The organism is Pseudoalteromonas sp. SCSIO 43201 (assembly GCF_023716725.1).
GTDB lineage: Bacteria > Pseudomonadota > Gammaproteobacteria > Enterobacterales > Alteromonadaceae > Pseudoalteromonas > Pseudoalteromonas peptidolytica.
Genome location: NZ_CP072683.1, coordinates 409,707 through 432,418, shown reverse-complemented (window position 1 = coordinate 432,418; position 22,712 = coordinate 409,707). Strand labels below are relative to the sequence as shown.

Genomic DNA, 22,712 nt, shown 5'->3' with positions numbered 1-22,712 from the left:
ACGAGATGCACTTGCTACAGTGACCTTATACCATTTTATCTTGATACTAGCTCAATTAAGGGAGTATATCAGACGCTAACTGCGTTAAAACTTTCTTATTTAGAACAGCTAAATAACAAGTTTTGTTTGGTTATCGAGACGACCCTCTCGTCCTAGAATACATTTCTTAATTAAGCAAATTGGCATTACATAATAAACGCTAAACTATTGCGATGTGCCCCATGACATTGTTTAGCAACTGCCATTATACGCCTTGAAACTCTATGATTAATAGTAAGTTGAGCTAAAACCCATCATAAATGATGAGAGATTAGTTGCGGCTTGACTGACAAGTTTATTACACTAGGTGCAATATTTTTGTTAGCTAGATCAAGTCTGCACTAGATTATGAAAAAATTTTTAGTATTAGCCATTATAGTCGTTGCGTTATTCACTGTAGATCATCCTTTAATCAAAGAGCCCAGAGAAAGGCTTTTGGGACAAGGTGTAAACACACTCAGTGAATCTAGCAAAATCCAGCGAAGTACAGCTGCAAGAATTGCCAGGGCAAACGTCGCTAAAGCAATCACAATGACAGAAGATGAGAAAGCTTATATCAACGAGGCGCTTGCAAGTGATGAGAAAGTGCGACTTTTTCACCTCAAATACTGTAAAGAGAATGACTATAACCTGTACTTTTACGGTTCAGACCTCATTACTATTTGTGAAATAGCCAGCCAAGCAATCCAAGAAGCTGAGGGGTTATAATGGACTTTAGTCAACTCAACAAACAACGTGCAAAATCTTTCAATGATCAAAAAGCGTTAATTAAAAAACTGAGCCAAGGTAGAACGGTTATTTGCCCTCACTGCGAGTTACCAATCTCACTTACGCTAAATCAACACGCCCAACGTAGCGCCATAGCACGCTGTCAAACTGGCTGCACACTCATTGAGCTTGACCTTATGTAGAGGACTATTCAAATAGTCCACTTTTTACTGCTGCCACTTCAACCAATTCGGCATAAGACCCTGCAAATTCATCGGCAAGTTGAGCTTGCGTTACTTGAAATTCCTCTAGCGATTGACCTATCTTTTCACAATACAAGGTGAGCTGGTGTTCACCTAACGCAAACAACCCGAGCTGCTCAGTACTTACTTGGAGCGCCTGCTTTATGTCATCAGCCAATGGACTTGACATCAGTTGCTCATAAAATGGCGTAGCAGCCATCAAAAACCCTTCGGCCCAATTTATTTTTTCAGCCAATGGGGTGTCCGCATGCCATGGTAGAGTAAATCCTGTTTCATACACCTGTTCTGAAATCTCATGATGGAGTGCCATTAATGCAAATACCACACTTTCATCCAATGCAGGATCCGCATTCGTTAAAACTTTAAGCCACTGCTGTGCTTCAATCCCGTTAGGATCGATGCAGGTTGCGTATAAATAGCCTTGCAAAAAAGAGATATCAATTGACAGCTTACGCGTTGAGAAATAGTTTTCTAGACAGTGCTGTTGTGCTGGAGTGAATGAGAAATTGTGCATAATATTGCCTTACCAAAGACGCACCTTTTTGCGCCTTGAAAAAAGATCTAAATCTATGAGTGCACCTTGGTACACTGTTTTTTTATATCAATTGTCTTAATTAAGATTGCTATTTTGAGGCGAGAACATCTTGTCAATAACCCCGCTACCGCATCCTGCTATCGCCAAGGCACCTACATCCGTGTAGGCAAAGCAAAAATTTTGCTACTTACTTGTTCTAAATAAGAAATTTTTAACGCAGTTAGCGTCAGATTTACTCCTTCAAATTGAGCAAGTATTAAGGCTAATTGCTATTAAAGGTTTACAGGATAACGTCCATCCGCATCTGGGCGGCCAAGAAATTTCACAGCATCATGCACTTCTTTGGGCAAGCTAGCTTCAGGTTTAATATTACCGGCCACTCGAAACTGAAAGTTTGCAGCCAACGTAGCATCGGCTTGCAGTCCTAAACGATTTTCAGGATCAACAACCACTGCAATGTCACCAGATTTACAGTCAAGCTGACCACTTAAGTCACCGATGCTAAACCATCCATTCATTCCTTTCACATCGATATTTGGACTACTAATCTCACCGTTTAGCCCGTTACAATAAGGTGCGCCGCTTTGATACTTTTTGATATTCACAATAACGCGCCCTTTGGCGTCAACAGGTAACGGTAAAGTGACCTGATCCATCGCTTGTTCAACACTAAAGCGCAACGAAGCGTTACTCACAGATACCGAGCGGTTTAGTAGACTTGAAGAAAAACTCGCTTTGCCCGAAATTTCACTTGTATCTCTTGGGTTACCAAACTTGATATTGCCAGCAAGCTCTCCAAGTATTAAAGCGGCAGGCTCAATCTCCCACTTCACTTGGTTTAGCTGAATGTTATTGAATCTTACTCCACTGACTTGACCATCCCATACTGAGCCATTGACTGCGCCCAATTGAAGATTATTCGGTAACTGCCCTTTAAAAACCTGCAACAATACAGCAGCAGGCATAGTGAAGGTACAAAAGACAATGAAAGCAAATAAGAAAATGATTAGCAGAGTTAGTGTATTTTTCATAATTATTTCTCTAAAACCAAGCGACTAACACGGACAAAACCTGGAGTATTACCTTGTGTTAAATCTAAGTTTTCTACTCTCACTCCGTGGCGATTGGTTAGCTCATCGACCCAAGCAATTAATTGATTGAACTCAACGTTATCTATCGTCAATCTTAATGCGTCACCATTTGGCTGCATTTTACTAATATTGATTTTAAAACGACTCCGCGTACTATTTACAACCTGACTAATGCTACCACTACTAGTCACACGTGTAGGGCTATTAGCTTTTAGCTTATTAACACTTTGCCCCACCCAATTAACCAATTCGTGGTTACGCTGTAATTTTAGTTCAGCATCATTAACCGCTTGGTTTAATGGTCTAAAGATCCCCATTACCAATACGAATACGACAAAGACAGCACCAGCAAAAATCAATAGCTTCTGCTCTTGTTCTTTCAGGCCTTGCCAGTAGTTGATCACCTGCTGCTTCATACTGCACCTCCTATGCGGATTTCACCAACCACAAAGTCACCATCATTATTCAGTGCCCCCTGTTCGACGCTCACTCCTCGCTGTTCCAAAATTGATTTCACTTGACCAAAAACCTGGAACTCTTTCGCTCGCGCTCTGATCCTTAGCTCATTTCTGCGCTTGTCGTAACGTAACGTTTCTGGTGTAAAGGCCTCAACCTCATCATAGATAGCAATAAAGTGGTTGGTGAGCTCTAATAGCCCACCTTGCTCTGCACCCGATAAAGCATTTAACTCATTTTGGATTTGCTTTTTTAACAAGTGTGGGCGAACAACTTTATTTGGAAACGCCTGCTGGTAAAGCGCAACGGCTTGACCCTCTAATTGCTCAGCTTGATGACTCACCACATATAGCTGAGTCCCTTTGATGGCAATAAAGCTCACTACCGCAACACTTGCAGCTAACAAGCCACTACGCCAATCTCGCCACCACTGTGGTTGCTTTTTCTTTGCAGCAAAGCACCCTTGACGTAAATTAAAGTCAATCGTGGGCAGTGTTTTTGCAAAAATTGCCAGTGGCAGGTCATATTCTTGTTGCTGTGCCGAAAGCACGACATCATTTGAGAAGCCGGTCGCAGGGCTAAAATGCGCGACTTGTTCAGTGCCGGCTATATTGAGATAGTCATTAACCCAGTTTATTTCTGCTGCACCAACTTGCCAGTCACTGTGCTTAAATAACCACTGTGCTCCTAACAGCACAGCACTTTGCATCCCCTTCTTTAGCGGGAGGCACAGCGCATCAGGAATTGCTTTATAAACAGTGATCCCCGCATCTTCGCAGATATTGAACCAACCCTGAAGCCACTCACTGTCACAGATTGCCACGTCAATCGTGTGCACATCGCCTTTCATTCCGGGCTTGCCGATTGCAACAAATAAGTCATCAATGTCTGTTGCGACCTGCTCTTCCAACATAAAGGGAATTGCTTGCTCTAATTTTCTATTCCATTTTGCTGGCAGTTCAAGCGTTCGCAATTGTACCGCCGTTGCTGGCAGTAGTAACACCACATTTCTTGTTTGCGCTTTCTCAGTAAGATTGCTGAGTTGCTCACTCCCTTCCAGCTCACCACTGGCAATAATTTGCTGCTGCTCGGTTGACCAAACCATCCAGTTTATTATCGCTTGGTGTGACTGATCCACTCGGATCAATAATTGTTCTGTCACTCTACGCCTCCAAATTTGCGAGCAAGCACGTACGCTTTACCATCTTTTGTTTCTATAATTGATGTGAGAGAAAAGCGCCGCTCATCAAACACAGCTGTTGCTCGCAACTGAAAATAGTTGCTGTTAATCGTAAATATTTTGGAAGTCTTGTTAGGCTCTTTGACCCCTTGATTTGCGACTTCCGTGTAAAACTCGTTCAGATCTGTAAACCCTTTTTTGGGTCTCGCAGAGATAATGGCTTCTGCACCTGACTTTGATAAACCTGGAATTAAGGCACTCAATAAAAGCGCTTGCTCTGGCAACACTGTATTGACGTTAACCGCCAGCTCTTCACTACCTGGGATAACACAAACATATGGCTTTATCTTTTCCATGACTAATGGGTTAAAGCCTTTAATCACTCGAAGTTCACTCACTGATGCCAACAAGTTGTTTGCAGCCAAATAAGGAGTTTGATTTGACATATATTCATCTTCTTCAGCGCCAGAGCGATATGTAATACTGTCCTCATCAAGCCAATCGTAAACACTGTCAGCTAGCGTTTCCTCACTTTCCGTACTCGGCAGGTCTTCGATATTTTTTAACAGTTCGAGTAGCGCGCCATGAGCGACGTTGGTGCTCTTAGCACCAACTTGCTGGCTACGCTGATTGCCATCATTTACCTGTGCTTTGGCTCGTAATGCGTTAAGATTTAAACAAGCTTGTAAATCCGTTACTTTGCCACTTAATGTGCCATGATCAACTGGGTATGGAACTTCTTCTCGCGCCCAAGGCTGATCTAAATTGACCGAATCTGGGTCATCTTTTTTAGCTTTAATTAGCGCCCTTTTTACGAGCTCTTCCGCTCCATAGCTGTACCACTTTGCTTGCTGTTGTGTCTGAATGTTTGAGGCCTTTTGTACCTGAACCATCAAACTGGTAGCCATGTCTGCTGCTATCGTGGCAGCCAATGCGACAATAAATAGCACGATGACTAGCGCTGCCCCCTGCTGCTTCATGGGTTTTGCTCCTTATCATCAGCCTTTCCACTACCTGGAGTTAGAAACAACCGGCTGATAGGTTCAGAATCTTTTCTTTGTAACGTAACCTTAACCGCTTTGGGGAGTGATTTTGACTTCCAATCAGTTTGCCATTTTAATTTATCATCAAGAAACTCAAATTTAAGTTCCTCTACATCCTCTAAAATAACCTGAGCTCGAGGCTCTGTACCATCAAGCTGATCAACATACACGCGGTAAATACGTTCTAAGTTGTCATCGACTACACGATAACCTAAAGCTTGCAGTTCAGAGCGAGGCAATAAACTAATTGGGTTAGTCCAACCATCACGAACAAACGCAATACCATCGTATTGACTCTCTAACTCATAGCGACCATGAATAATGTAAGTCGGACTAAAGTCGCCAGCTTCATTGCGAACTTCGCGCTTAGTGATCTGATTAAAATCCTGATCCATTAAACGAAAAGTCGTTTGAAGCCCTTCTATTTCTTTAATCGTCTCTTCTGACGCAGCCTGCGCTTTTAATGTTGAATCTAAGATTTGATGCGTGGCAGTTACCACTACTGCCAATATAGCGAGTGCTAATAACACCTCAATGAGTGTAAAGCCGCGATGTTTATCTATTTTCACTACTTACCTCGGTACATAAATGTCGTGATGTCATACACCGAGTTTTTAAGTTCAGGTTCGCGAAAGACGTGAACGGTCAGTTTCACAAAGTTTGGATCTGCTGTCTTTTGGATTTGCTGCTGCCAATACCAAGTTACCCCAGCCATTTCCTCTTCGCCTTTATTTCCGCTCTTTCCGTGCCAGTTTTCCCCTTGAGCACGTAAGAAAACTAAGCGATTTTCAGCAACCCATGACGCATAAGTCTGCTCCTCAAGTGAGCCTATATGAGTGATATGTTCACTGGTTGCTTGCATCGCAGCAATGCCTGCTACAGCACAAATACTTAATGCAACCATGACTTCGAGTAAGGTAAAGCCTAAGCTCTTATGACTACTCATAGCTGCGGCTCCCGCTTAAGCGCAACAGGTGCCATAAACTCCCCTTCAATGAAAAATATAGGTTCTTGAAGCGCTTTGTCTTCAATACTGAGCCTAAACGCACTCACTTCACCAGAGGATAAAATCAGTACCTGAGGAATTTTAAGCTTTTTCAATTCAAGGAAATTATCATCATCGCCACCTCCCATTAGCTCTCGCCAATTCGCTTGCTCAAGCAAGTTATCCTGTGACCAAGGAAGATCTTCTAAGATCAATTCAACCTTGTACTGCTCTGGAAATTCAACAGCTTTGAAAATATCGTCAGCTTCAAAAGGACGCCATTTCTCACTGTCAAATACCAAAAACTCTAATTTTTCTTTATCTAGATGGAAGCCAAGCTCCACCTGATTGAGCACTGCAAATTCAGAAGCGAGATTCACTGTTCCCTGCAGGCGAAGTGCCATTTGTTCAAGCTCTTCTTCGTTATTATCACTAACCGTGTAAGTAATTAAGTTAACGGAAAAGGCAATGATCACTAAAACAACGAGGACTTCGAGTAAGCTGAAGCCCTTGAGTTTACTACCCACTTTGCCACGCAGAGGATACTTCATCGCTTAACGTTCGTCTTCTGAGTCCCAGTTACCGATATCATCATCGGTGCCCACTTCTCCATCTGGCCCCATCGAGAAAATATCGATTTGGTTCATCTCACCAGGACTAACTAACTGATAAGAATTTCCCCAAGGATCTTCTGGCAGCTCAGAAATAAAACCACCTTCAGGGAAGCGCTTTGGCACAGGGTCAATGCTGGTTTGAGTTACAAGCGCTTCTAAACCTTGTTCTGTCGTTGGATAGCGCTTATTTTTTAACTTATACATTTTCATCGCATCTTCGATTTGACGAATATCTATACGCGCTTTATCTTTTGCAGCCTCTTCTTGCTGCCCCATCACATTTGGTGCAACGATAGATAAAATCATACCGATGATCACTAGTACTACCATCACTTCTAGTAGTGAGAAACCTGATTGCTTTTTCACAATGTTTACCTCAATGCTGTTATTAACGGCCAAATACAACAGGTACAGGGCCTTTCCTTTTTGACTATAATCCTACGGCTTTGTTCATCGCCATTATTGGCTGAAGAATTGCCATAACAATAAACAGTACGATAATCGCCATTGTCGCTATCATTGCAGGTTCTAGCAATTTCAGCGAGACATTTACCATACTTTCAAACTCTTGCTCTTGGTTATTAGCTGCACGCTCAAGCATTTGCTCCAACTCACCTGATTTTTCTCCGCTGGCTATCATATGTAACATCATTGGCGGGAACATCTTGGTTTGTTGAAGTGAAGCTCTAAGGCTTGCCCCCTCGCTCACCCGAGTGGCAGCCTCAGCGACTGAAGCCTTTATTTTTTCGTTTTCGAGTACTTGCCCTGAAATTTTCATTCCCTCAAGCAGCGGAACCGAACTTGATGACAATATACTAAGGGTACGAGCAAAGCGCGCAGTATTAACACTACGAGTTACCTTGCCCAGCCCCGGTAAGCTCAGCAATTTGCTGTCGTACCAAAAACGAAATTTAGGTTTTTGAAGTGCTTTTTTAAATATATAGGTACCAATGACACACACAGCTAACGTGATCATCCAGTAGTTTTGCACAAAATTACTTGCTGCCATTACCCACTCAGTTGTCCATGGCAACGCTTGCTTTGATTTTTCAAACGTTTTCAAAATTTTTGGTACTACGGTACCGAGCAATATAGAGACAATCGCAATGGCAAATACAACCAAAATAATTGGATATACCATGGCCTGAGTAATTTGACTGCGCATATGTTGGCGCTGCTCTGTATAATCAGCCAAGCGGTTCAGTACTTCATCCAAGTGGCCTGATTTTTCACCTGCCGCGACCATTGAGCGATATAAGTGATCAAACACATGCGGAAATTCTGACATACCATCAGCAAGCGTATAACCTTCGACCACTTTGGAGCGTACCGCCATCAGCATACGCTTTAATCTTGGCTTTTCACATTGCTCTGCTACCGCCATAACCGCCGCCTCTACTGGCAACGAAGACTGTATTAGGGTAGCAAGTTGACGGGTGATCAACGCAATATCTGAAACCGAAGGGCGGTACCCTTTAAATAGCGAAAATCCAGCGTTACTTTGACTCTTTTCTTTCTCAGCAGCCGGTAGCACTTCAAGCGGCATTAACGCCTTTTCTCTTAGCATCTGCCGAACTTGCTTTGCGGTATCAGCTTCTAAAATTCCTTTTTTTTCTTTACCTTTACCATCCAAGGCGCGATATTCAAAAGCTGCCATTAGCCTTCCTCACGCGTTACACGCAATACTTCTTCCAAGGTTGTTTGGCCTGCAAGTACTCGCGAGCAACCATCTTGCCTAATGCTTGGCGTACGTTTACGGATATACTTTTCGACGGCTTGTTCACCTTTGCCGTTGTGAATAAGCTCACGGATTGCTTCGTCCACTATTAGTAGTTCATGGATACCAGTTCGACCCTTATAGCCGTTGTAATTACATTCCTCACACCCTACAGCACGATATATTTGTGTATTACTGTCTTTGGCTACACCCAGTAACTCACATTCACGTTCATCGGCTAAATGTGCTTCTTTACAATTAGAACAAAGTGTTCTGACCAAACGCTGCGACAACACCCCTAACAGTGACGAACTTAACAGGAATGGTTCCACTCCCATGTCTTCCATACGAGTGATGGCACCTGCGGCAGTGTTCGTGTGTAGGGTTGATAACACCAAGTGACCGGTTAGTGAGGCTTGCACGCCGATTTGTGCAGTCTCTAAATCTCGGATCTCACCAACCATAACAACATCAGGGTCTTGACGCAGGATTGCACGCAACCCTCGAGCAAATGTCATATCTACTTTAGGGTTAACTTGAGTTTGGCCTATGCCGGGGATCTCGTATTCAATGGGATCTTCAACCGTTAAGATATTACGATCTCTGGAGTTGATTTGCGTCATACCTGCATACAAAGTAGTACTTTTACCAGAACCTGTCGGGCCTGTAACCAAGATGATGCCATGAGGTTTTGCGATGATCTCAGCAAAAGCATCTCGATTAGCTTGAGTCATACCAAGGTCTTCTAGGTCTAACCTTGCGTTGTTTTTGTCAAGTAAACGTAATACGACTCGCTCACCAAAGCTCGAAGGCATGGTTGATACCCTAACATCCACAGCTCGACCTGCGATTCTAAGGCTGATCCTACCATCTTGCGGTACACGCTTCTCAGCAATATCTAACTTTGCCATTACTTTGATACGCGATACTAGTAGCGAAGACAACTTACGGTTAGGCTTTAAAACCTCTTTTAACACACCGTCAACCCTAAAGCGGATCACCAACTCTTGTTCAAACGTTTCGATGTGTATATCCGACGCACCTTCTTTAATCGCCTCGCTCAGCATCGCATTGATTAGCTTAATGATTGGTGCATCATCATCTGCGGCGAGCAAATCTTCGGTTTGTGGAAGCTCTTCGGCCAACGAAAATAGATCCATTTCGTTGCCTATGTCCTCCATCATCTGCTGAGTCTCAGAGCTATCTCGTTGATAGGCAGCTTCTAACATGTGTTCAAACCGAGCTTCATCCAGCTCCTCAAGATAAAGTGCTTTAGCTGCGACGCGACGAACTTCCATCAAGGTTTCTCGGTCAAGCGTGCCTTTGTGGATTAACTTGACCTGATCGCCATCTGGACTGAGTAACACACCTTTTCGACGTGCATAAGAAAATGGCAAACGAAGTGCTACCGTAGAAGTATCTGCTACCGCAACAATATCATTAGGTGCTGAGCTGGCGTTTTGTAACTGCGCCGCCATTTCCTCAGCTTCAGCATCTAAACTCGGCGCGACTTCTTCGTTAATCATCTTCACGCTCTTTACGGTTTTGCTCTTTTAAAAACTCTTCATACGTCGGTGGTAACGTCAGCTTGTCATCCCACTTTGGTAGTATTGGCGTATCCTCAAAGGGCATAAGTTCAATCCCATCTTCCCTGTGTTTATGCTGTTCACCACGAATGAAGTTGTATTTAGAATGACTGATTTCATTCATACTGCGACTATCACGAATGATAGTTGGGCGAATGAACACCAATAGGTTACGCTTTTCTTTTTTGGTACCTGTCGATCTGAATAAGTGTCCAAGAATTGGAATATCACCGAGTAACGGAACCTTAGAAACACTCTCTTGTACCGTTTCATCAATTAGACCACCAAGAATAACCATGCCACCATCATCAGCAATAACAGTTGTATTAATAGCCCGCTTCGCAACTCTAATATCGACAGAGGTGGCACCTTTAACACTAGAAACTTCTTGTTCAATAGTCAGCTGAACAGCACTTCCGTCATTGATCTGTGGCGTTACGGTTAACTTGATACCCACTTCTTGACGGTCCACCGTTTGGAATGGGTTAGAGTTATTATCATTAGCAGTCGAGCCTGTTACGATTGGCACTTCTTCACCGACAATCATAGAGGCTTCTTCGTTATCCATCGTTGTTACCGATGGCGTTGCCAAAATATTTGAATTGGTGTCTGTGGTGACGGCTTGAATAATCGCACCCCAATCATTTTTCACGATACCTGCTGCTAGACCATTGATGTTTTTAAGCAACCCAGCTAACCCGCTGTAATCTCCACGCTCAGTGGTTGTTGTATTAGACACATCATTATCATCAGTTCCTATGATGGTTCCTTTAATCTCTTTATCTCGTGCTTGTTCTGCTGCCACGGCCAAAGAACCCACAGGGACTGTGGTACCATCATTAAATTGCAGCATCCCGCCTTTTTCAGAGATCCATTGTAAGCCAAGGTTAATACCATCGGCTTCAGAAACCTCAACAACAATTGCCTCAACGAGTACTTGAGCCCGACGAATATCAAGTTTTTTAATCACTTGGCTGAGCGAGCGCATTGTGTCAGGTTGTGCAGTGATCACCAATGAATTCGAATCTTCGTGGGCTTCTATGCTGGTATCTTGTTTTTTAGTGTTTAGCTTTCTAGCTGTTTGACCACCTGCTTGCTCTTCCTCGATTGACTTGCTGACCCCTTGCAGTACCTTCACTAAGTCTTCAGCTTTTGCATAATTCAGATAGAAAACCTGAGTATTGCCTTGTGATTGCAGCTCGTCATCTAAGCGTTTGATCAGTTCTGCTGCTCGGCTACGAGCTTGAGACTCTCCGCTCACAATGACGCTGTTGGTACGGGTGTCTGATACAATCTTGGGGATCAAAAAATCAGGCATGCCGCCTTTACCCGAGTCTTGGAAGATTTTCTCTACCACTTTTACCACATCGTCTGCGGTCGCATGCTTTAGCTTTACAATATCTACTCGTTTATCACCGGCTTGGTCTACCGTTTTGATGATATCAACAAGGCGATTTACAGATGAAGCATGCCCTGTCAGCATCATCACATTGGCGGAGTTAAGGTTAGTCACGTGACCGCCATCTTTTTGGTCACTGAATTGACGGATAAGAGGGCCGAGCTCCTGTACGCTCACGTTTTTCACACGTACCACGCGCGTAACCATCACATCGCCATTTCCGCGTTCTTCAGCTGATACCAGTGGCACATTTGACTTCTTACCATCGGAGCTACGAACAACTTTAAGCACACCGGTATCCATTTCAATAACAGAATAGCCGTACACTTCGAGCACATTTAGGAAAAACTGATAATATAGCTTTTCATCCATCAACTCATAGCTGCGCACGTTAATGTTACCGCGCACATTAGGATCGATAATGATGGTTTTGTTTAGCTTATCACTAACGATATTAATGAACTCATTGATATCAGTGCCTTTGAAGTTCGCTGCATATTCAACCGCAGAAACAGAAAGTGAAATACCAGCAGCAATTAAGAGTGTTGCATACTTAGCTAACCCTTTTTTGGTTTTTGTGAGGTGTAGCTTTTTACCCATTATTCTAAAACTCCAAAATTAATAACTTTACAGGCTAAACTGCACATCCATCACTTGACCGTCTCGCTCGATCGTGATGTTCGCATCTGTACTGGTTCTCAGCTCGTTAATTGCTGACATAGCCTGTTTCATATCCGTGAGTTGAAACCCGTTAATAGCGATTGCTAAATCATTCGCTTGTAGTCCTACCTGTTTGAATAGTTCAGGATCTTTGCCGGGTGAAAGGCGGTACCCGATTAACTCACCACTGCGTCGCTCGGGTGAAATTTTTATATAGTCAAATAGCTTTCCAGGATCGCTGAGTAGCTCTTGACGACGATTTGCTAATTCATTGCGGGTCGGGGTAGGCGAAGTGGTATTATTTACTATTTGTTTGTTTCTCGTGGGCATTGCCACATTACGGCTAAATTCTAATCCGTCTAACATCAAAGTTTCAAAACGACCGCTTACATCCAAAATCACACGATCTGGAAGCACACGCGCCAACTTTGCTCGAGTCCCCTTAATCGCAGCATTTACTGAGTACGTTTCTTGGCGACCTTGTGACTCAATAATCGCCAGTCCTGCACCATCATCTTGGCTGACGGCAACAATCCCAGTTAATCTCACATTTAATGTCGTTTCGGGCGCATCTGAGACAATCGGTTCCGGTTTAACTTCAGCTACTGAATTGGCTTTTCCAAATAAGTTTTGTGCTACGATCCCTTGACTAGTAACGCTTTTACCAGATTGGCTATATAACTGTGAAGCTGGCAGTAAAGGTTGTGTTTGTGGCACAGGCCATAACAACCAAAACAGTTGCGAGAAGAGAAACGCAACATAAACAACCGACAGGACAACAATAATGCGACTCAATTTTGCATGGGGCAAACCAAGCCAGAGCTTCTGAAGCTGTTGTATCTGTAATTCCATATAATACTTTCTTATTCTATTTAACGCCCCAGTGTACCGCCTTGATATTTTTTCAACAAGCGCGCAATTGTTAAACTTTTTATTTAATTAGGTACACCGTAAGCTAATTAACTGAATCTAAACTTAACGTTAGAACATAGACACCCATATTTGTTCACTTTTTAGGTAAAATGCGATTAACTCACAAGTTTAGTGCCTGCCGTTCACTTTGTTTGCATAGCGAATTATGCTAAATTTACTAGGTTAAATTTCACTCTTGCAAATAGTTAACGAATTGTGACAAAACTCCAACAGGAAAACAACCAATCTGAACAGAAAGTTCGAATTGATAAATGGTTATGGGCTGCCCGCTTCTATAAAACCAGAGCACTTGCGCGCGATATGGTTCAAGGTGGCAAAGTACACTATAACGGTCAACGATGTAAACCTAGTAAAACGGTTGAAGTCGGTGCGGTTATCAAGTTGGCTCAAGGCTATGAAGAAAAAGAAGTAACCATACTCAAAATTATGGAGAAGCGCCAGGCTGCTCCTATCGCTCAAACGCTTTACGAAGAATCTGAAGCGAGTATTGAGAAACGAACTCAAAACGCGTTGGCGCGCCAAAATAATAGTTTGTTTGCGCCACGTCCAGCAACTAAGCCGGATAAGAAACAACGCCGTGAATTACTTAAACTGAAATCAAACTAGGATTTTCATTGATGCAGACTGATTTACTCCATCGTTATATTTTTGACAAACTTGACGTGCGCGGAGAGCTTGTACAAATAGAACAAACTTTTACTGACATTATCAGTGGTCATAATTACCCGGAGCCAGTACAACATCTGCTTGGTGAGCTATTAGTTGCAACCAGCTTGCTGACTGCCACACTAAAGTTTGAAGGTGATATTGCCGTCCAATTACAAGGTGATGGACCGGTGAAGTACGCAGTGATCAACGGAAACCACAAGCAACAAATGCGTGGTATCGCCAGGTTGCAATCAGAAATTAAGGGGGGATCTATCCCTGAGATGATTGGTAAAGGCTATATGGTTATCACCATTACCCCTATCAAAGGCGAACGCTATCAAGGTATTGTACCGCTCTCAAAGGATACCCTTGCAGAATGTCTTGAAGATTACTTTGAACAATCTGAACAGTTAAAAACACGCTTATGGTTTGCAACAAGTGTTACGGACGAAAAAGTAAAAGCTGCGGGCTTGTTCTTACAAGTTTTACCTGTAAATAAAGAAAAGTCGATTGCTGACTTCCAACATCTTGAGGCATTGAGTAATACAATAAAGCAAGAGGAAATGCTGGATCTTGATGCCAACACTGTATTAACACGACTGTATCACGAAGATAATCCACAGCTATTTGAGCCGCAAGCTATCTCGTTTGTGTGTGGTTGTAGCCGTGAGAAAACCGAAAACGCGCTAGTAAATGTTGGGCAAGCAGCCTTACTTGAAGACTTACAAAAGCAGGGTGAAATCAACATCAGCTGCCATTATTGCTTAAAGAACTATGTTTTTAGCGAACAAGATGTGAAGTCACTATTTAATTAAATTTATAGTAGGACTTTATTGTAGAATGAAACCGCCATTTTTGGCGGTTTTTTTGTGGCCCTATGGTGATACCGGTGTCATAAAACTGGCAAAAGTTATGACACCGGTATCATTGAAATTATTCAAGTTTTTTGACGTTTTTATGTAATTTTAAGGCCTCCAAAGGCTCGAATATCTCAATTTCATCTGTTACTATAAATTTAGCTAAGGGCAAGAGTACCCCAGAGCTATCCCGTTCAACTCTCACATTTTAGGTATAAACATGACTTCAAGCGCTACTCGTTTTGTCGATCTAACCGCAGCTGAACTTGTCGAACACGCTATCCGTCGTGGCGAGGGCACTTTAGCCGCAAATGGAGCTTTTGTTGCAAAAACAGGTCGTCGTACAGGACGTTCACCTAATGACCGTTTCATCGTACAAGAATCAAGCACAGAAAATGATATTCAGTGGGGAAATGTAAATCGCCCATTCGATAGTGCTAAATTTGATGCGCTGTGGACTCGCGTTGAAGCGCACGTTCTTGAAAATGACCACTTCGTCTCTCACTTAGAAGTGGGTGCAGATCCAGAGCACTATTTACCAGTGGTGGTTACTACTGAAACTGCTTGGCATCACATATTCGCAAAGAACATGTTTATTGAACCTACTTCATATAACAAAGCTGATTTACCCGAATGGCAGGTGATGAATGTACCTTCTTTTGTTTGTGATCCAGAACGTGATGGCACAAACAGTGATGGTACCGTTATCATTAATTTTGCTCAGCGCAAAGTGCTTATCGCGGGTATGCATTATGCCGGTGAAATGAAAAAGTCGATGTTCTCAGTACAGAACTTCCTTCTTCCTGCGAAAGGCGTATTGCCTATGCACTGTAGTGCGAACGTTGGTGAAGCTGGCGACACCACCTTGTTCTTTGGATTATCGGGAACCGGTAAAACAACACTGTCGGCAGATCCTAAGCGTTTCCTTATCGGTGATGACGAGCACGGCTGGGCGCCAGGCAGCGTATTTAATATCGAAGGTGGCTGCTACGCTAAGTGTATTGACCTTTCACAGAAAAATGAGCCTGTGATCTGGAATGCAATTAAGTTTGGTACTATTTTAGAAAATGTTGTACTTGATGAAAATAAAGTACCAAATTTTGCGGATACCAGCCTCACCCAAAATACTCGTGCAGCCTATCCACTAGAGCACGTTGAAAAACGCAAAGTGGAAAACCGCGCGGGCGAGCCTCGTGCAGTTGTATTCTTAACTTGTGACGTGAGCGGTGTATTACCTCCAGTTTCAATCCTGAGCGAAGAAGCTGCGGCTTATCACTTCCTTAGTGGTTACACGGCGAAAGTAGGCTCAACTGAGATTGGTTCAACCTCTGATATCGAATCAACTTTCTCAACTTGTTTTGGTGCTCCTTTCTTCCCGCGTCCAGCAGGCGTGTACGCTGAGCTACTAATGAAACGCGTGCGTGAGTTTGGCGCTAAAGTTTACCTAGTAAACACAGGTTGGACTGGTGGTCCGTACGGTATTGGTAAACGCTTCGACATTCCGACTACTCGTGCGGTTATTGATGCCATTGTGAACAACACATTAGAAGGTGTTGAAACACAACATATTGAAGCATTAAATCTAGATGTACCAGTTGCTGTTGAAGGCGTAGATAGCAAACTATTAAATCCTGTGAACACTTGGCAAGATCAGGCTAAGTATGCTGAATATGCAGCTAAGCTCGCAGCTGATTTTAAAGAGAACTTTGCTAAATACGATGTTTCTGAGGCAATCAAAGCAGCAGGGCCTCGTGGCTAAACACGATAGATAAAGATTCCTTTATCAAAAGCGCCCCTCGTTGGGCGTTTTTTTATTGTCTCATTTTTGAAAAACCGCGCGCCAGATCATTTTTTTCAACGTCAGCACAAACTGTATGAACGTAATTGGAATGATAGTGACTAGTGCAATCCCTTTGTCAAAATTTGGGTTAACACGACAATAAAGCGCAATTTCTGCTTTTTGACTTTCTCGAAAGCGCGCAATCTCCGCGTTACTATAGTTAGTTTTGCGCCCCACGGCTTTTAGGCAGCGCAGGCCATTTTCCGCACTAATTAAGCCTTCAGAGTTAATCTCATTGTATAGTTCAGCAATAGCTCGATCGGGAGGCCCTTGGTTGGGGTAAACCTGTGCGATATTTTTCGCCATGGCTCTAAACATGGCAGGGCTTAACATGGTGTCCGCGTATAATACACGGCGTAACGGGTTACGAAGGTAGTACTTAAACACCTCAGACAATGAAAACGCAAAAGTGCTATTTTGGCCTCTATGTTCTGGTAAAAATGCAGCTGACGCCCCCACTAAGCAAAAATGATGGTGACTATCATCAAATGTTAAAAGGCAATAGCCTACGATATTGTGATCAATAAAAAATAATCTCAGCCTACGCTTTACTTTGGCATCTTGTTCAAAATAATATTCAAAGTAGGCGTCGACATCAATGTCAGCAAAACTCTTGGCAATAATATGCTTTAATTGACAAACTTTTTTATCATCAAGTGCGCTGTCTCGATATGTCAAATCAGCATGTGTAAGCTTGATAGAATGACGCAGCATTAGTTATCTACACCCTGTGTCGCCATTTGAATGCTGGCAATATTATCTCTTGTAAAGCTCAATAGTGTGCTGGGTACCACAATATAGCCACAAATTACTTTCCTTACGCTCTACTGGAGGCACAGTTTTGAAAACTGAAGCCAAACAGTATTCGAGCTAACCTGAAGGTATACCATATAAGGTATTAATTATTATTTTCTTCTAGCTTACCACGGTAGGCTGGCAAAGAAACCTCAGCGATCAACCCCCCGCCATCACGATTGCGTAGTTTCACCTTACCACCATGCGTAGTCACGATCCGCTTGATAATCGCAAGTCCTAGACCACTTCCCTCACTGCCTCTTGCTTGATCCCCCTGCTTAAAGGGCTCAAATACAGACTCGAGTTCAGACTCTGGGATCCCAGGTCCTCTATCCATTACTTTAACAATCACAGCACGATGCTTTGGACTATATTCGGTTGTAACTTCAATATCTTTGTCTGAGTAGCGGATGGCATTTTCAATCATGTTAGTAAATACTCGCTTCAAGGCAACAGCATTCATCATAACTGACGGCAAATATTGCTCAGCTTGTAAATGGATTGGGCGCTGATGCTGCTGCTCAGCATGCACAACTTCCTCAATCACGGTGTTAATGTCATCGGCCGACATCTCAGCGCCATTGTGGTGACGTAGATATTCGATAAACTGATCGATAATCGCATTCATATCTTCGATGTCATCAATGATACCTTCGCGCAGGTAGTCTTCTTCGTCCGACATCATTTCTGTAGCTAGGCGAATTCGAGTTAAGGGCGTTCTTAAATCATGAGATACGCCTGCCATAAGAAGTCTTCTATCACTTTCTAACTCTGCGATACCTTTGGACATTTTGTTGAACGCACGAGTTACCTCAATAACTTCTGTAGAACCTTCTTCAACTAGTCGTGTAGAGAAGTCTCCGACACCAACTCGACTGGCTGCAATTTGTAGAGACTTTAATGGCTTATTTAGATGACGAGCAAAGAGCCAACCACCTAAAACACTCAAAAAGCCGATACTGGATAAGTAAAAAACAAGAAATTCCATTTTAGTTTCACTCAGGCCGCTTAGTGGAACTCTCACCCAATAACCGGGGGCTTGAGGTGCTTCTACCCAATAAACCACCGGATCTCCTTGGCTTATCCTCACACGTGCAGAGCCATTTAACTGCTCAGACATACTACGTGAAAGCAAAGTGTACTCTTTTGCCTGACCAAGCCCGTTGGCATATGCTTGGCGCTGTGTCATTACTTCAATCCCCGTTATCTCAAAAAATTTTTGAGATAACTCACTGCCAACCTCAACTCCCTCTTCCCAATCAATGAAGACCGTTTTGACTTGCTTGGCTAACATTAAATTGACTTGTTCAAATGTCGGTTTAAACACATAAAGGGTGACAGTAATATATGACACAACCTGATTTATCAGCAGCAAAGCACCAACAAAGAAAACGGTTTGCCCAAAAGCACTTCTTGGTAACATCGCAGCTACTTCACGCCGTCAGGCACAAACACGTAACCTAGACCCCATACGGTCTGGATATAACGCGGATTTGACGCATCATCTTCAATCATCCGACGCAGTCGAGAGACCTGAACATCTATACTACGCTCTAGCGCACTATAATCTCGGCCTCTGGCAAGATTCATTAACTTATCACGGCTTAAAGGCTCTCTTGGGTGGCTAACTAGCGCCTTCAATACTGCGAATTCACCAGAGGTCAGTGAAATTGTATTTTCTCCATGCTGCATTTCTCGAGTAGCTAGATTAAGTGTAAAATCACCAAAACTAACCTCGTTTTCCTCAGCAGCAGGAGCCCCCGGCACTTCTTTCGCACGACGGCGTAAAATAGCTTTAATACGGGCAAGCAACTCTCTGGGATTGAATGGTTTTGGAATATAATCATCTGCACCAAGCTCAAGACCAATAATCCGATCCACTTCATCACCCTTGGCCGTCAACATCACGATCGGGATTTCGTTTTCTTTTTGCCTCAAACGGCGACATATAGATAAACCATCTTCTCCCGGAAGCATCAAATCTAATACCATCAGGTGGAAGTTTTCTCGCTCTAGCAATCTATCCATTTGCTCTGAGTTAGCAGCACTTCGTACAATAAACCCTTGCTCAACTAAATAACGCTCCAATAAACTACGTAAGCGCATATCATCGTCAACGACGAGAACTTTGGTGGTTTCGTTTCCCATTTTCATTTCTTCTATTTATCAATTTACTAACGTTCACCGAGTTGCGGTATTGCGCACGCAACTTCTATTCCTGTTCATTCAACGCTCATCGTAAATCTGGACTATGTATTATTATGCTTAAATATAATTGAATTTAGTGCTTTGTGACACCATACATTGATACTAGATTGTTACCGAACATTACAACGCTTTAACTCAACAGACCTAAGCTACATGAAAACGAATTTAATCACACCCGAGGGATACCGCAAGCTACAGCAAGAACATGACCATCTGTGGTTTGAAAAACGTCCAGAAATTACCAAAATAGTTAATTGGGCCGCAAGCTTAGGCGATCGCTCAGAAAATGCTGACTACACGTTCAATAAACGCCTACTGAGACAAATTGACAGACGAGTACGCTTTTTACGCAAGCGCTTACCTGAACTTAAAGTCGTGGAGTATAGCCCTGAACAAAACGGCAAAGTCTATTTTGGTGCATGGGTAGAGGTAGAGAGCGAAGACGGAGAAACGCGCGTATTTCGTGTTGTAGGGCCTGATGAAATATACGAACGTAATGACTATATTTCCATCGATGCACCTATGGCTCGCGCTTTATTAGGTAAACAAGTAGATGATGAAATCATGGTCAAGACAGCCCACAGTCAGAGACTTTGGTTTATCAACCAAATCGAATATCGTAATAACACGGAACAATGATAACATTGAACTGAATTTTGCTTGCCCAACTTAACGCACTTTTATATCGGGCCTGCACAAACTGATTAAGATGAGTATAAGGATTTTGCATGAGCAATATCGCACAACGTTTAGCAACTGAGCTTAACGCCAAAGAACAGCAAGTTAATGCTGCTATCACTTTGCTAGACGAAGGGTCAACCGTACCATTCATTGCACGATACCGTAAAGAGGCAACAGGTGGCCTAGATGACACCCAACTACGCTTACTTGAGCAAAGGTTAAGCTACCTAAGAGAGCTAGATGAGCGCCGTGAGTTTATCGTCAAAACCATTGACGAACAAGGCAAGCTCACGCCTGAACTACATGCAGAAATCCAAGCGGCTGACAGCAAAACCGTATTAGAGGATTTGTACCTTCCTTACAAACCAAAGCGCAGAACGAAAGGGCAAATAGCCATTGAAGCGGGACTTGAGCCGCTGGCTGACGCGCTATTTAACGATCCAAACCTTAACCCAGAGCAACAAGCGGCAACCTTTATTGACTCAGATAAAGGAGTCGCTGACAGCAAGTCTGCGCTAGATGGTGCTAAATTTATCTTAATGGAGCGCTTTGCAGAAGATGCAAAATTACTTGCTAAGCTTCGCGCCCATCTCAAAGAGCATGCGCAAATAGAAGCGAGGGTCATCACAGGTAAAGAAGAGACTGGCAACAAATATCGCGATTACTTTGAGCACAATGAGCGATTAAATAAAATCCCTTCTCACCGTGCCTTGGCAATGTTAAGAGCACGTAATGAAGGAGTACTGCAGCTTTCAATCAATCCTGAGCCAAGTGTCGAAGACGCTAATCAATTTTGTGCGCAGATCATTGCCGATCATTATACTCTTGCGGTTTCAGGCGCGCCAGCGAGCGAGTGGCTGATGAGCGTGGTGCAATGGGCCTGGAAGATCAAAATATCATTACACTTGGAAAATGAATTTTTAGGTGCTATGCGCGAAAAGGCTGAACTCGATGCCATCGAAGTATTTGCTAAAAACCTAAAAGATCTGTTAATGGCAGCGCCGGCCGGTGCAAAAACGACTATGGGTATCGATCCTGGCCTTCGCACTGGATGTAAAGTTGCCATTGTCGATAAAACAGGAAAATTGATTGCTACTAGCACTATTCATCCACATGCGCCTCAAAACCAATGGGAAAAGTCACTCAAGACACTTGAGCAAATGTGTCGCCAATATAAAGTTGAACTCATTGCAATAGGTAATGGTACGGCATCACGAGAAACCGATAAACTTGCAGCAGAGCTGTTAAAGAATGCCGCAGAACTCAAGCTCAATAAAATCATGGTGAGTGAAGCAGGTGCATCGGTTTACTCTGCATCTGAGTTTGCAGCCAATGAATTTCCAGATCTTGACGTGTCACTGCGCGGGGCCGTTTCTATCGCACGGAGACTACAGGATCCGCTTGCAGAGCTGGTAAAAATAGAGCCAAAATCAATCGGTGTTGGCCAATACCAGCATGATGTCTCGCAGAGCCAATTAGGACAAACACTAACAGCCGTTGTGGAAGACTGTGTAAACTCTGTTGGGGTAGACGTGAATACCGCATCAATCCCATTATTAACCAGAGTCTCGGGGTTAAACAAAACTTTAGCCAGCAATATCATCAAATATCGCGATGAAAACGGCTCTTTCACTAATCGTAAAGCACTCAAGAAAGTTGAGCGCTTGGGGCCAAAAGCCTTTGAACAGGCCGCTGGCTTTTTGCGCATCGCAAACGGTGACGATCCATTAGATGCCTCAGCGGTACACCCAGAGGCATACCCTGTCGTTAAGGCTATTTGCACAAAACAAAATATAGAAGTAGACGCATTGATAGGTAATCATGATATTTTAAATCGCTTGGTTGCTAACGACTACGTAGACGAGAAATTTGGTGTACCTACCGTCACTGATATTATTAAAGAATTAGATAAGCCAGGCCGAGATCCTCGTCCTGAGTTTAAAACAGCACAATTCAAAGCGGGTGTTGAGACCATTAATGACTTAAAAGTCGGGATGACTTTAGAGGGAGTGGTGTCAAACGTTGCTAACTTTGGCGCTTTCGTTGATGTTGGTGTTCACCAAGACGGCTTAGTGCATATCTCTGCACTCACGGATAAATTTATCTCCGATCCACGTGAAGTGGTTAAAGCTGGTGATATTGTAAAAGTTAAGGTGATTGAAGTTGACGTACCTCGTAAGCGAATTAGCTTTACAATGCGCCTCAACGATGAGGTGTCACATCACCCAGCACAAAAACAAAGTACCAAGTCTCACAAAGGCAAATCAACACAAAAGCCGTCAAAACCAAAATCACGAGATGCTGGTAATGCGGCCATGGGCAATGCCTTTGCAGAAGCATTTGCCAAGCTGAAAAAGTAATACTATTTAAGATAGGGGTAATGCTCACTTCGATGAGCTAACAAAGAAAAGCGCGGCCTTAGTCGCGCTTTTCGATTTTGGGGGATTAACTCGCTATTACTACATTGATCCGCG

The 22,712-nt window shown here is 43.2% G+C and carries 23 protein-coding genes; 7 read left to right on the top strand and 16 right to left on the bottom strand.

Annotated features, from left to right (window positions below; all coding sequences use genetic code 11):
- Positions 1-387: 387 nt before the first annotated feature.
- A complete protein-coding gene (locus tag J8Z24_RS01870; protein ID WP_125253704.1) occupies positions 388-747 on the top strand; it encodes a hypothetical protein in 360 nt (119 codons plus the stop codon).
- On the top strand, positions 747-950 hold the full coding sequence (locus J8Z24_RS01865; protein WP_125253705.1) for a hypothetical protein: 204 nt from the start codon (positions 747-749) through the stop codon (positions 948-950). Before J8Z24_RS01870 ends, J8Z24_RS01865 begins: the two co-directional genes overlap by 1 nt.
- Before the next feature lie 4 nt (positions 951-954).
- Here J8Z24_RS01865 and J8Z24_RS01860 read toward each other — a convergent pair whose 3' ends face one another.
- The 13 genes from J8Z24_RS01860 to gspC all read right to left on the bottom strand — a co-directional run bounded on the left by J8Z24_RS01860 (position 955) and on the right by gspC (position 13,128).
- Positions 955-1,524, bottom strand: coding sequence for a UPF0149 family protein (locus J8Z24_RS01860; RefSeq protein ID WP_147391160.1), 570 nt, complete (start codon positions 1,522-1,524; stop codon positions 955-957).
- 293 nt (positions 1,525-1,817) lie between these two features.
- Positions 1,818-2,576: a type II secretion system protein N gene (locus tag J8Z24_RS01855; RefSeq protein ID WP_125253707.1), complete on the bottom strand. Its 759-nt coding sequence runs from the start codon at positions 2,574-2,576 to the stop codon at positions 1,818-1,820.
- Positions 2,577-2,578: 2 nt separating this feature from the next.
- Positions 2,579-3,052, bottom strand: a complete 474-nt coding sequence (locus tag J8Z24_RS01850) for a type II secretion system protein M (protein WP_147390069.1) — start codon at positions 3,050-3,052, stop codon at positions 2,579-2,581.
- Positions 3,049-4,254, bottom strand: a complete 1,206-nt coding sequence (gene gspL / locus J8Z24_RS01845; RefSeq protein WP_252095167.1) for a type II secretion system protein GspL — start codon at positions 4,252-4,254, stop codon at positions 3,049-3,051. The genes J8Z24_RS01850 and gspL overlap by 4 nt, the downstream gene beginning before the upstream one ends.
- Positions 4,251-5,252, bottom strand: a complete 1,002-nt coding sequence (gene gspK, locus J8Z24_RS01840) for a type II secretion system minor pseudopilin GspK (protein WP_128731147.1) — start codon at positions 5,250-5,252, stop codon at positions 4,251-4,253. The genes gspL and gspK overlap by 4 nt, the downstream gene beginning before the upstream one ends.
- Entirely contained in the window at positions 5,249-5,884 is a 636-nt protein-coding gene (gene gspJ, locus J8Z24_RS01835) for a type II secretion system minor pseudopilin GspJ (protein WP_252095166.1), read from the bottom strand. The genes gspK and gspJ overlap by 4 nt, the downstream gene beginning before the upstream one ends.
- The gene (gene gspI / locus J8Z24_RS01830; RefSeq protein WP_128731149.1) at positions 5,884-6,261 is read right to left on the bottom strand and encodes a type II secretion system minor pseudopilin GspI; all 378 of its coding nucleotides are present in this window, start codon (positions 6,259-6,261) and stop codon (positions 5,884-5,886) included. Before gspI ends, gspJ begins: the two co-directional genes overlap by 1 nt.
- A complete protein-coding gene (gspH, locus tag J8Z24_RS01825; protein WP_252095165.1) occupies positions 6,258-6,851 on the bottom strand; it encodes a type II secretion system minor pseudopilin GspH in 594 nt (197 codons plus the stop codon). Before gspH ends, gspI begins: the two co-directional genes overlap by 4 nt.
- Before the next feature lie 3 nt (positions 6,852-6,854).
- Positions 6,855-7,280, bottom strand: a complete 426-nt coding sequence (gene gspG, locus J8Z24_RS01820; protein ID WP_167508268.1) for a type II secretion system major pseudopilin GspG — start codon at positions 7,278-7,280, stop codon at positions 6,855-6,857.
- Positions 7,281-7,344: 64 nt separating this feature from the next.
- Positions 7,345-8,571 carry a type II secretion system inner membrane protein GspF gene (gene gspF / locus J8Z24_RS01815; protein ID WP_125253714.1) on the bottom strand — a complete coding sequence of 409 codons (1,227 nt, stop codon included), beginning with the start codon at positions 8,569-8,571 and terminating at the stop codon, positions 7,345-7,347.
- Positions 8,571-10,157: a type II secretion system ATPase GspE gene (gene gspE, locus J8Z24_RS01810; RefSeq protein WP_252095164.1), complete on the bottom strand. Its 1,587-nt coding sequence runs from the start codon at positions 10,155-10,157 to the stop codon at positions 8,571-8,573. Before gspE ends, gspF begins: the two co-directional genes overlap by 1 nt.
- Positions 10,150-12,216 carry a type II secretion system secretin GspD gene (gene gspD, locus J8Z24_RS01805; RefSeq protein ID WP_128731151.1) on the bottom strand — a complete coding sequence of 689 codons (2,067 nt, stop codon included), beginning with the start codon at positions 12,214-12,216 and terminating at the stop codon, positions 10,150-10,152. The genes gspE and gspD overlap by 8 nt, the downstream gene beginning before the upstream one ends.
- A gap of 27 nt (positions 12,217-12,243) precedes the next feature.
- A complete protein-coding gene (gene gspC / locus J8Z24_RS01800) occupies positions 12,244-13,128 on the bottom strand; it encodes a type II secretion system protein GspC (protein WP_252095163.1) in 885 nt (294 codons plus the stop codon).
- Positions 13,129-13,404: 276 nt separating this feature from the next.
- Here gspC and hslR point away from each other — a divergent pair, with 276 nt between their 5' ends.
- From hslR to J8Z24_RS01785, 3 genes are all read left to right on the top strand, one after another.
- On the top strand, positions 13,405-13,815 hold the full coding sequence (gene hslR / locus J8Z24_RS01795) for a ribosome-associated heat shock protein Hsp15 (protein WP_125253718.1): 411 nt from the start codon (positions 13,405-13,407) through the stop codon (positions 13,813-13,815).
- 11 nt (positions 13,816-13,826) lie between these two features.
- Positions 13,827-14,672, top strand: a complete 846-nt coding sequence (gene hslO / locus J8Z24_RS01790; RefSeq protein WP_128731153.1) for an Hsp33 family molecular chaperone HslO — start codon at positions 13,827-13,829, stop codon at positions 14,670-14,672.
- A gap of 262 nt (positions 14,673-14,934) precedes the next feature.
- The gene (locus tag J8Z24_RS01785) at positions 14,935-16,473 is read left to right on the top strand and encodes a phosphoenolpyruvate carboxykinase (RefSeq protein WP_252095162.1); all 1,539 of its coding nucleotides are present in this window, start codon (positions 14,935-14,937) and stop codon (positions 16,471-16,473) included.
- A 60-nt stretch (positions 16,474-16,533) separates the two neighbouring features.
- Here J8Z24_RS01785 and J8Z24_RS01780 read toward each other — a convergent pair whose 3' ends face one another.
- The 3 genes from J8Z24_RS01780 to ompR all read right to left on the bottom strand — a co-directional run bounded on the left by J8Z24_RS01780 (position 16,534) and on the right by ompR (position 19,497).
- A complete protein-coding gene (locus J8Z24_RS01780) occupies positions 16,534-17,268 on the bottom strand; it encodes a hypothetical protein (protein ID WP_217704719.1) in 735 nt (244 codons plus the stop codon).
- Positions 17,269-17,452: 184 nt separating this feature from the next.
- Positions 17,453-18,772 (bottom strand): two-component system sensor histidine kinase EnvZ, encoded by a 1,320-nt coding sequence (envZ, locus tag J8Z24_RS01775; protein ID WP_176033783.1) that lies wholly within the window; start codon positions 18,770-18,772, stop codon positions 17,453-17,455.
- A gap of 5 nt (positions 18,773-18,777) precedes the next feature.
- Positions 18,778-19,497: an osmolarity response regulator transcription factor OmpR gene (ompR, locus tag J8Z24_RS01770; RefSeq protein ID WP_125253724.1), complete on the bottom strand. Its 720-nt coding sequence runs from the start codon at positions 19,495-19,497 to the stop codon at positions 18,778-18,780.
- Positions 19,498-19,710: 213 nt separating this feature from the next.
- Between ompR and greB the strand changes: the two genes are divergently transcribed.
- Both greB and J8Z24_RS01760 read left to right on the top strand, forming a co-directional pair.
- The gene (greB, locus tag J8Z24_RS01765) at positions 19,711-20,196 is read left to right on the top strand and encodes a transcription elongation factor GreB (RefSeq protein ID WP_125253725.1); all 486 of its coding nucleotides are present in this window, start codon (positions 19,711-19,713) and stop codon (positions 20,194-20,196) included.
- 89 nt (positions 20,197-20,285) lie between these two features.
- Positions 20,286-22,598, top strand: a complete 2,313-nt coding sequence (locus J8Z24_RS01760; protein ID WP_252095161.1) for a Tex family protein — start codon at positions 20,286-20,288, stop codon at positions 22,596-22,598.
- Positions 22,599-22,712: the final 114 nt, after the last annotated feature.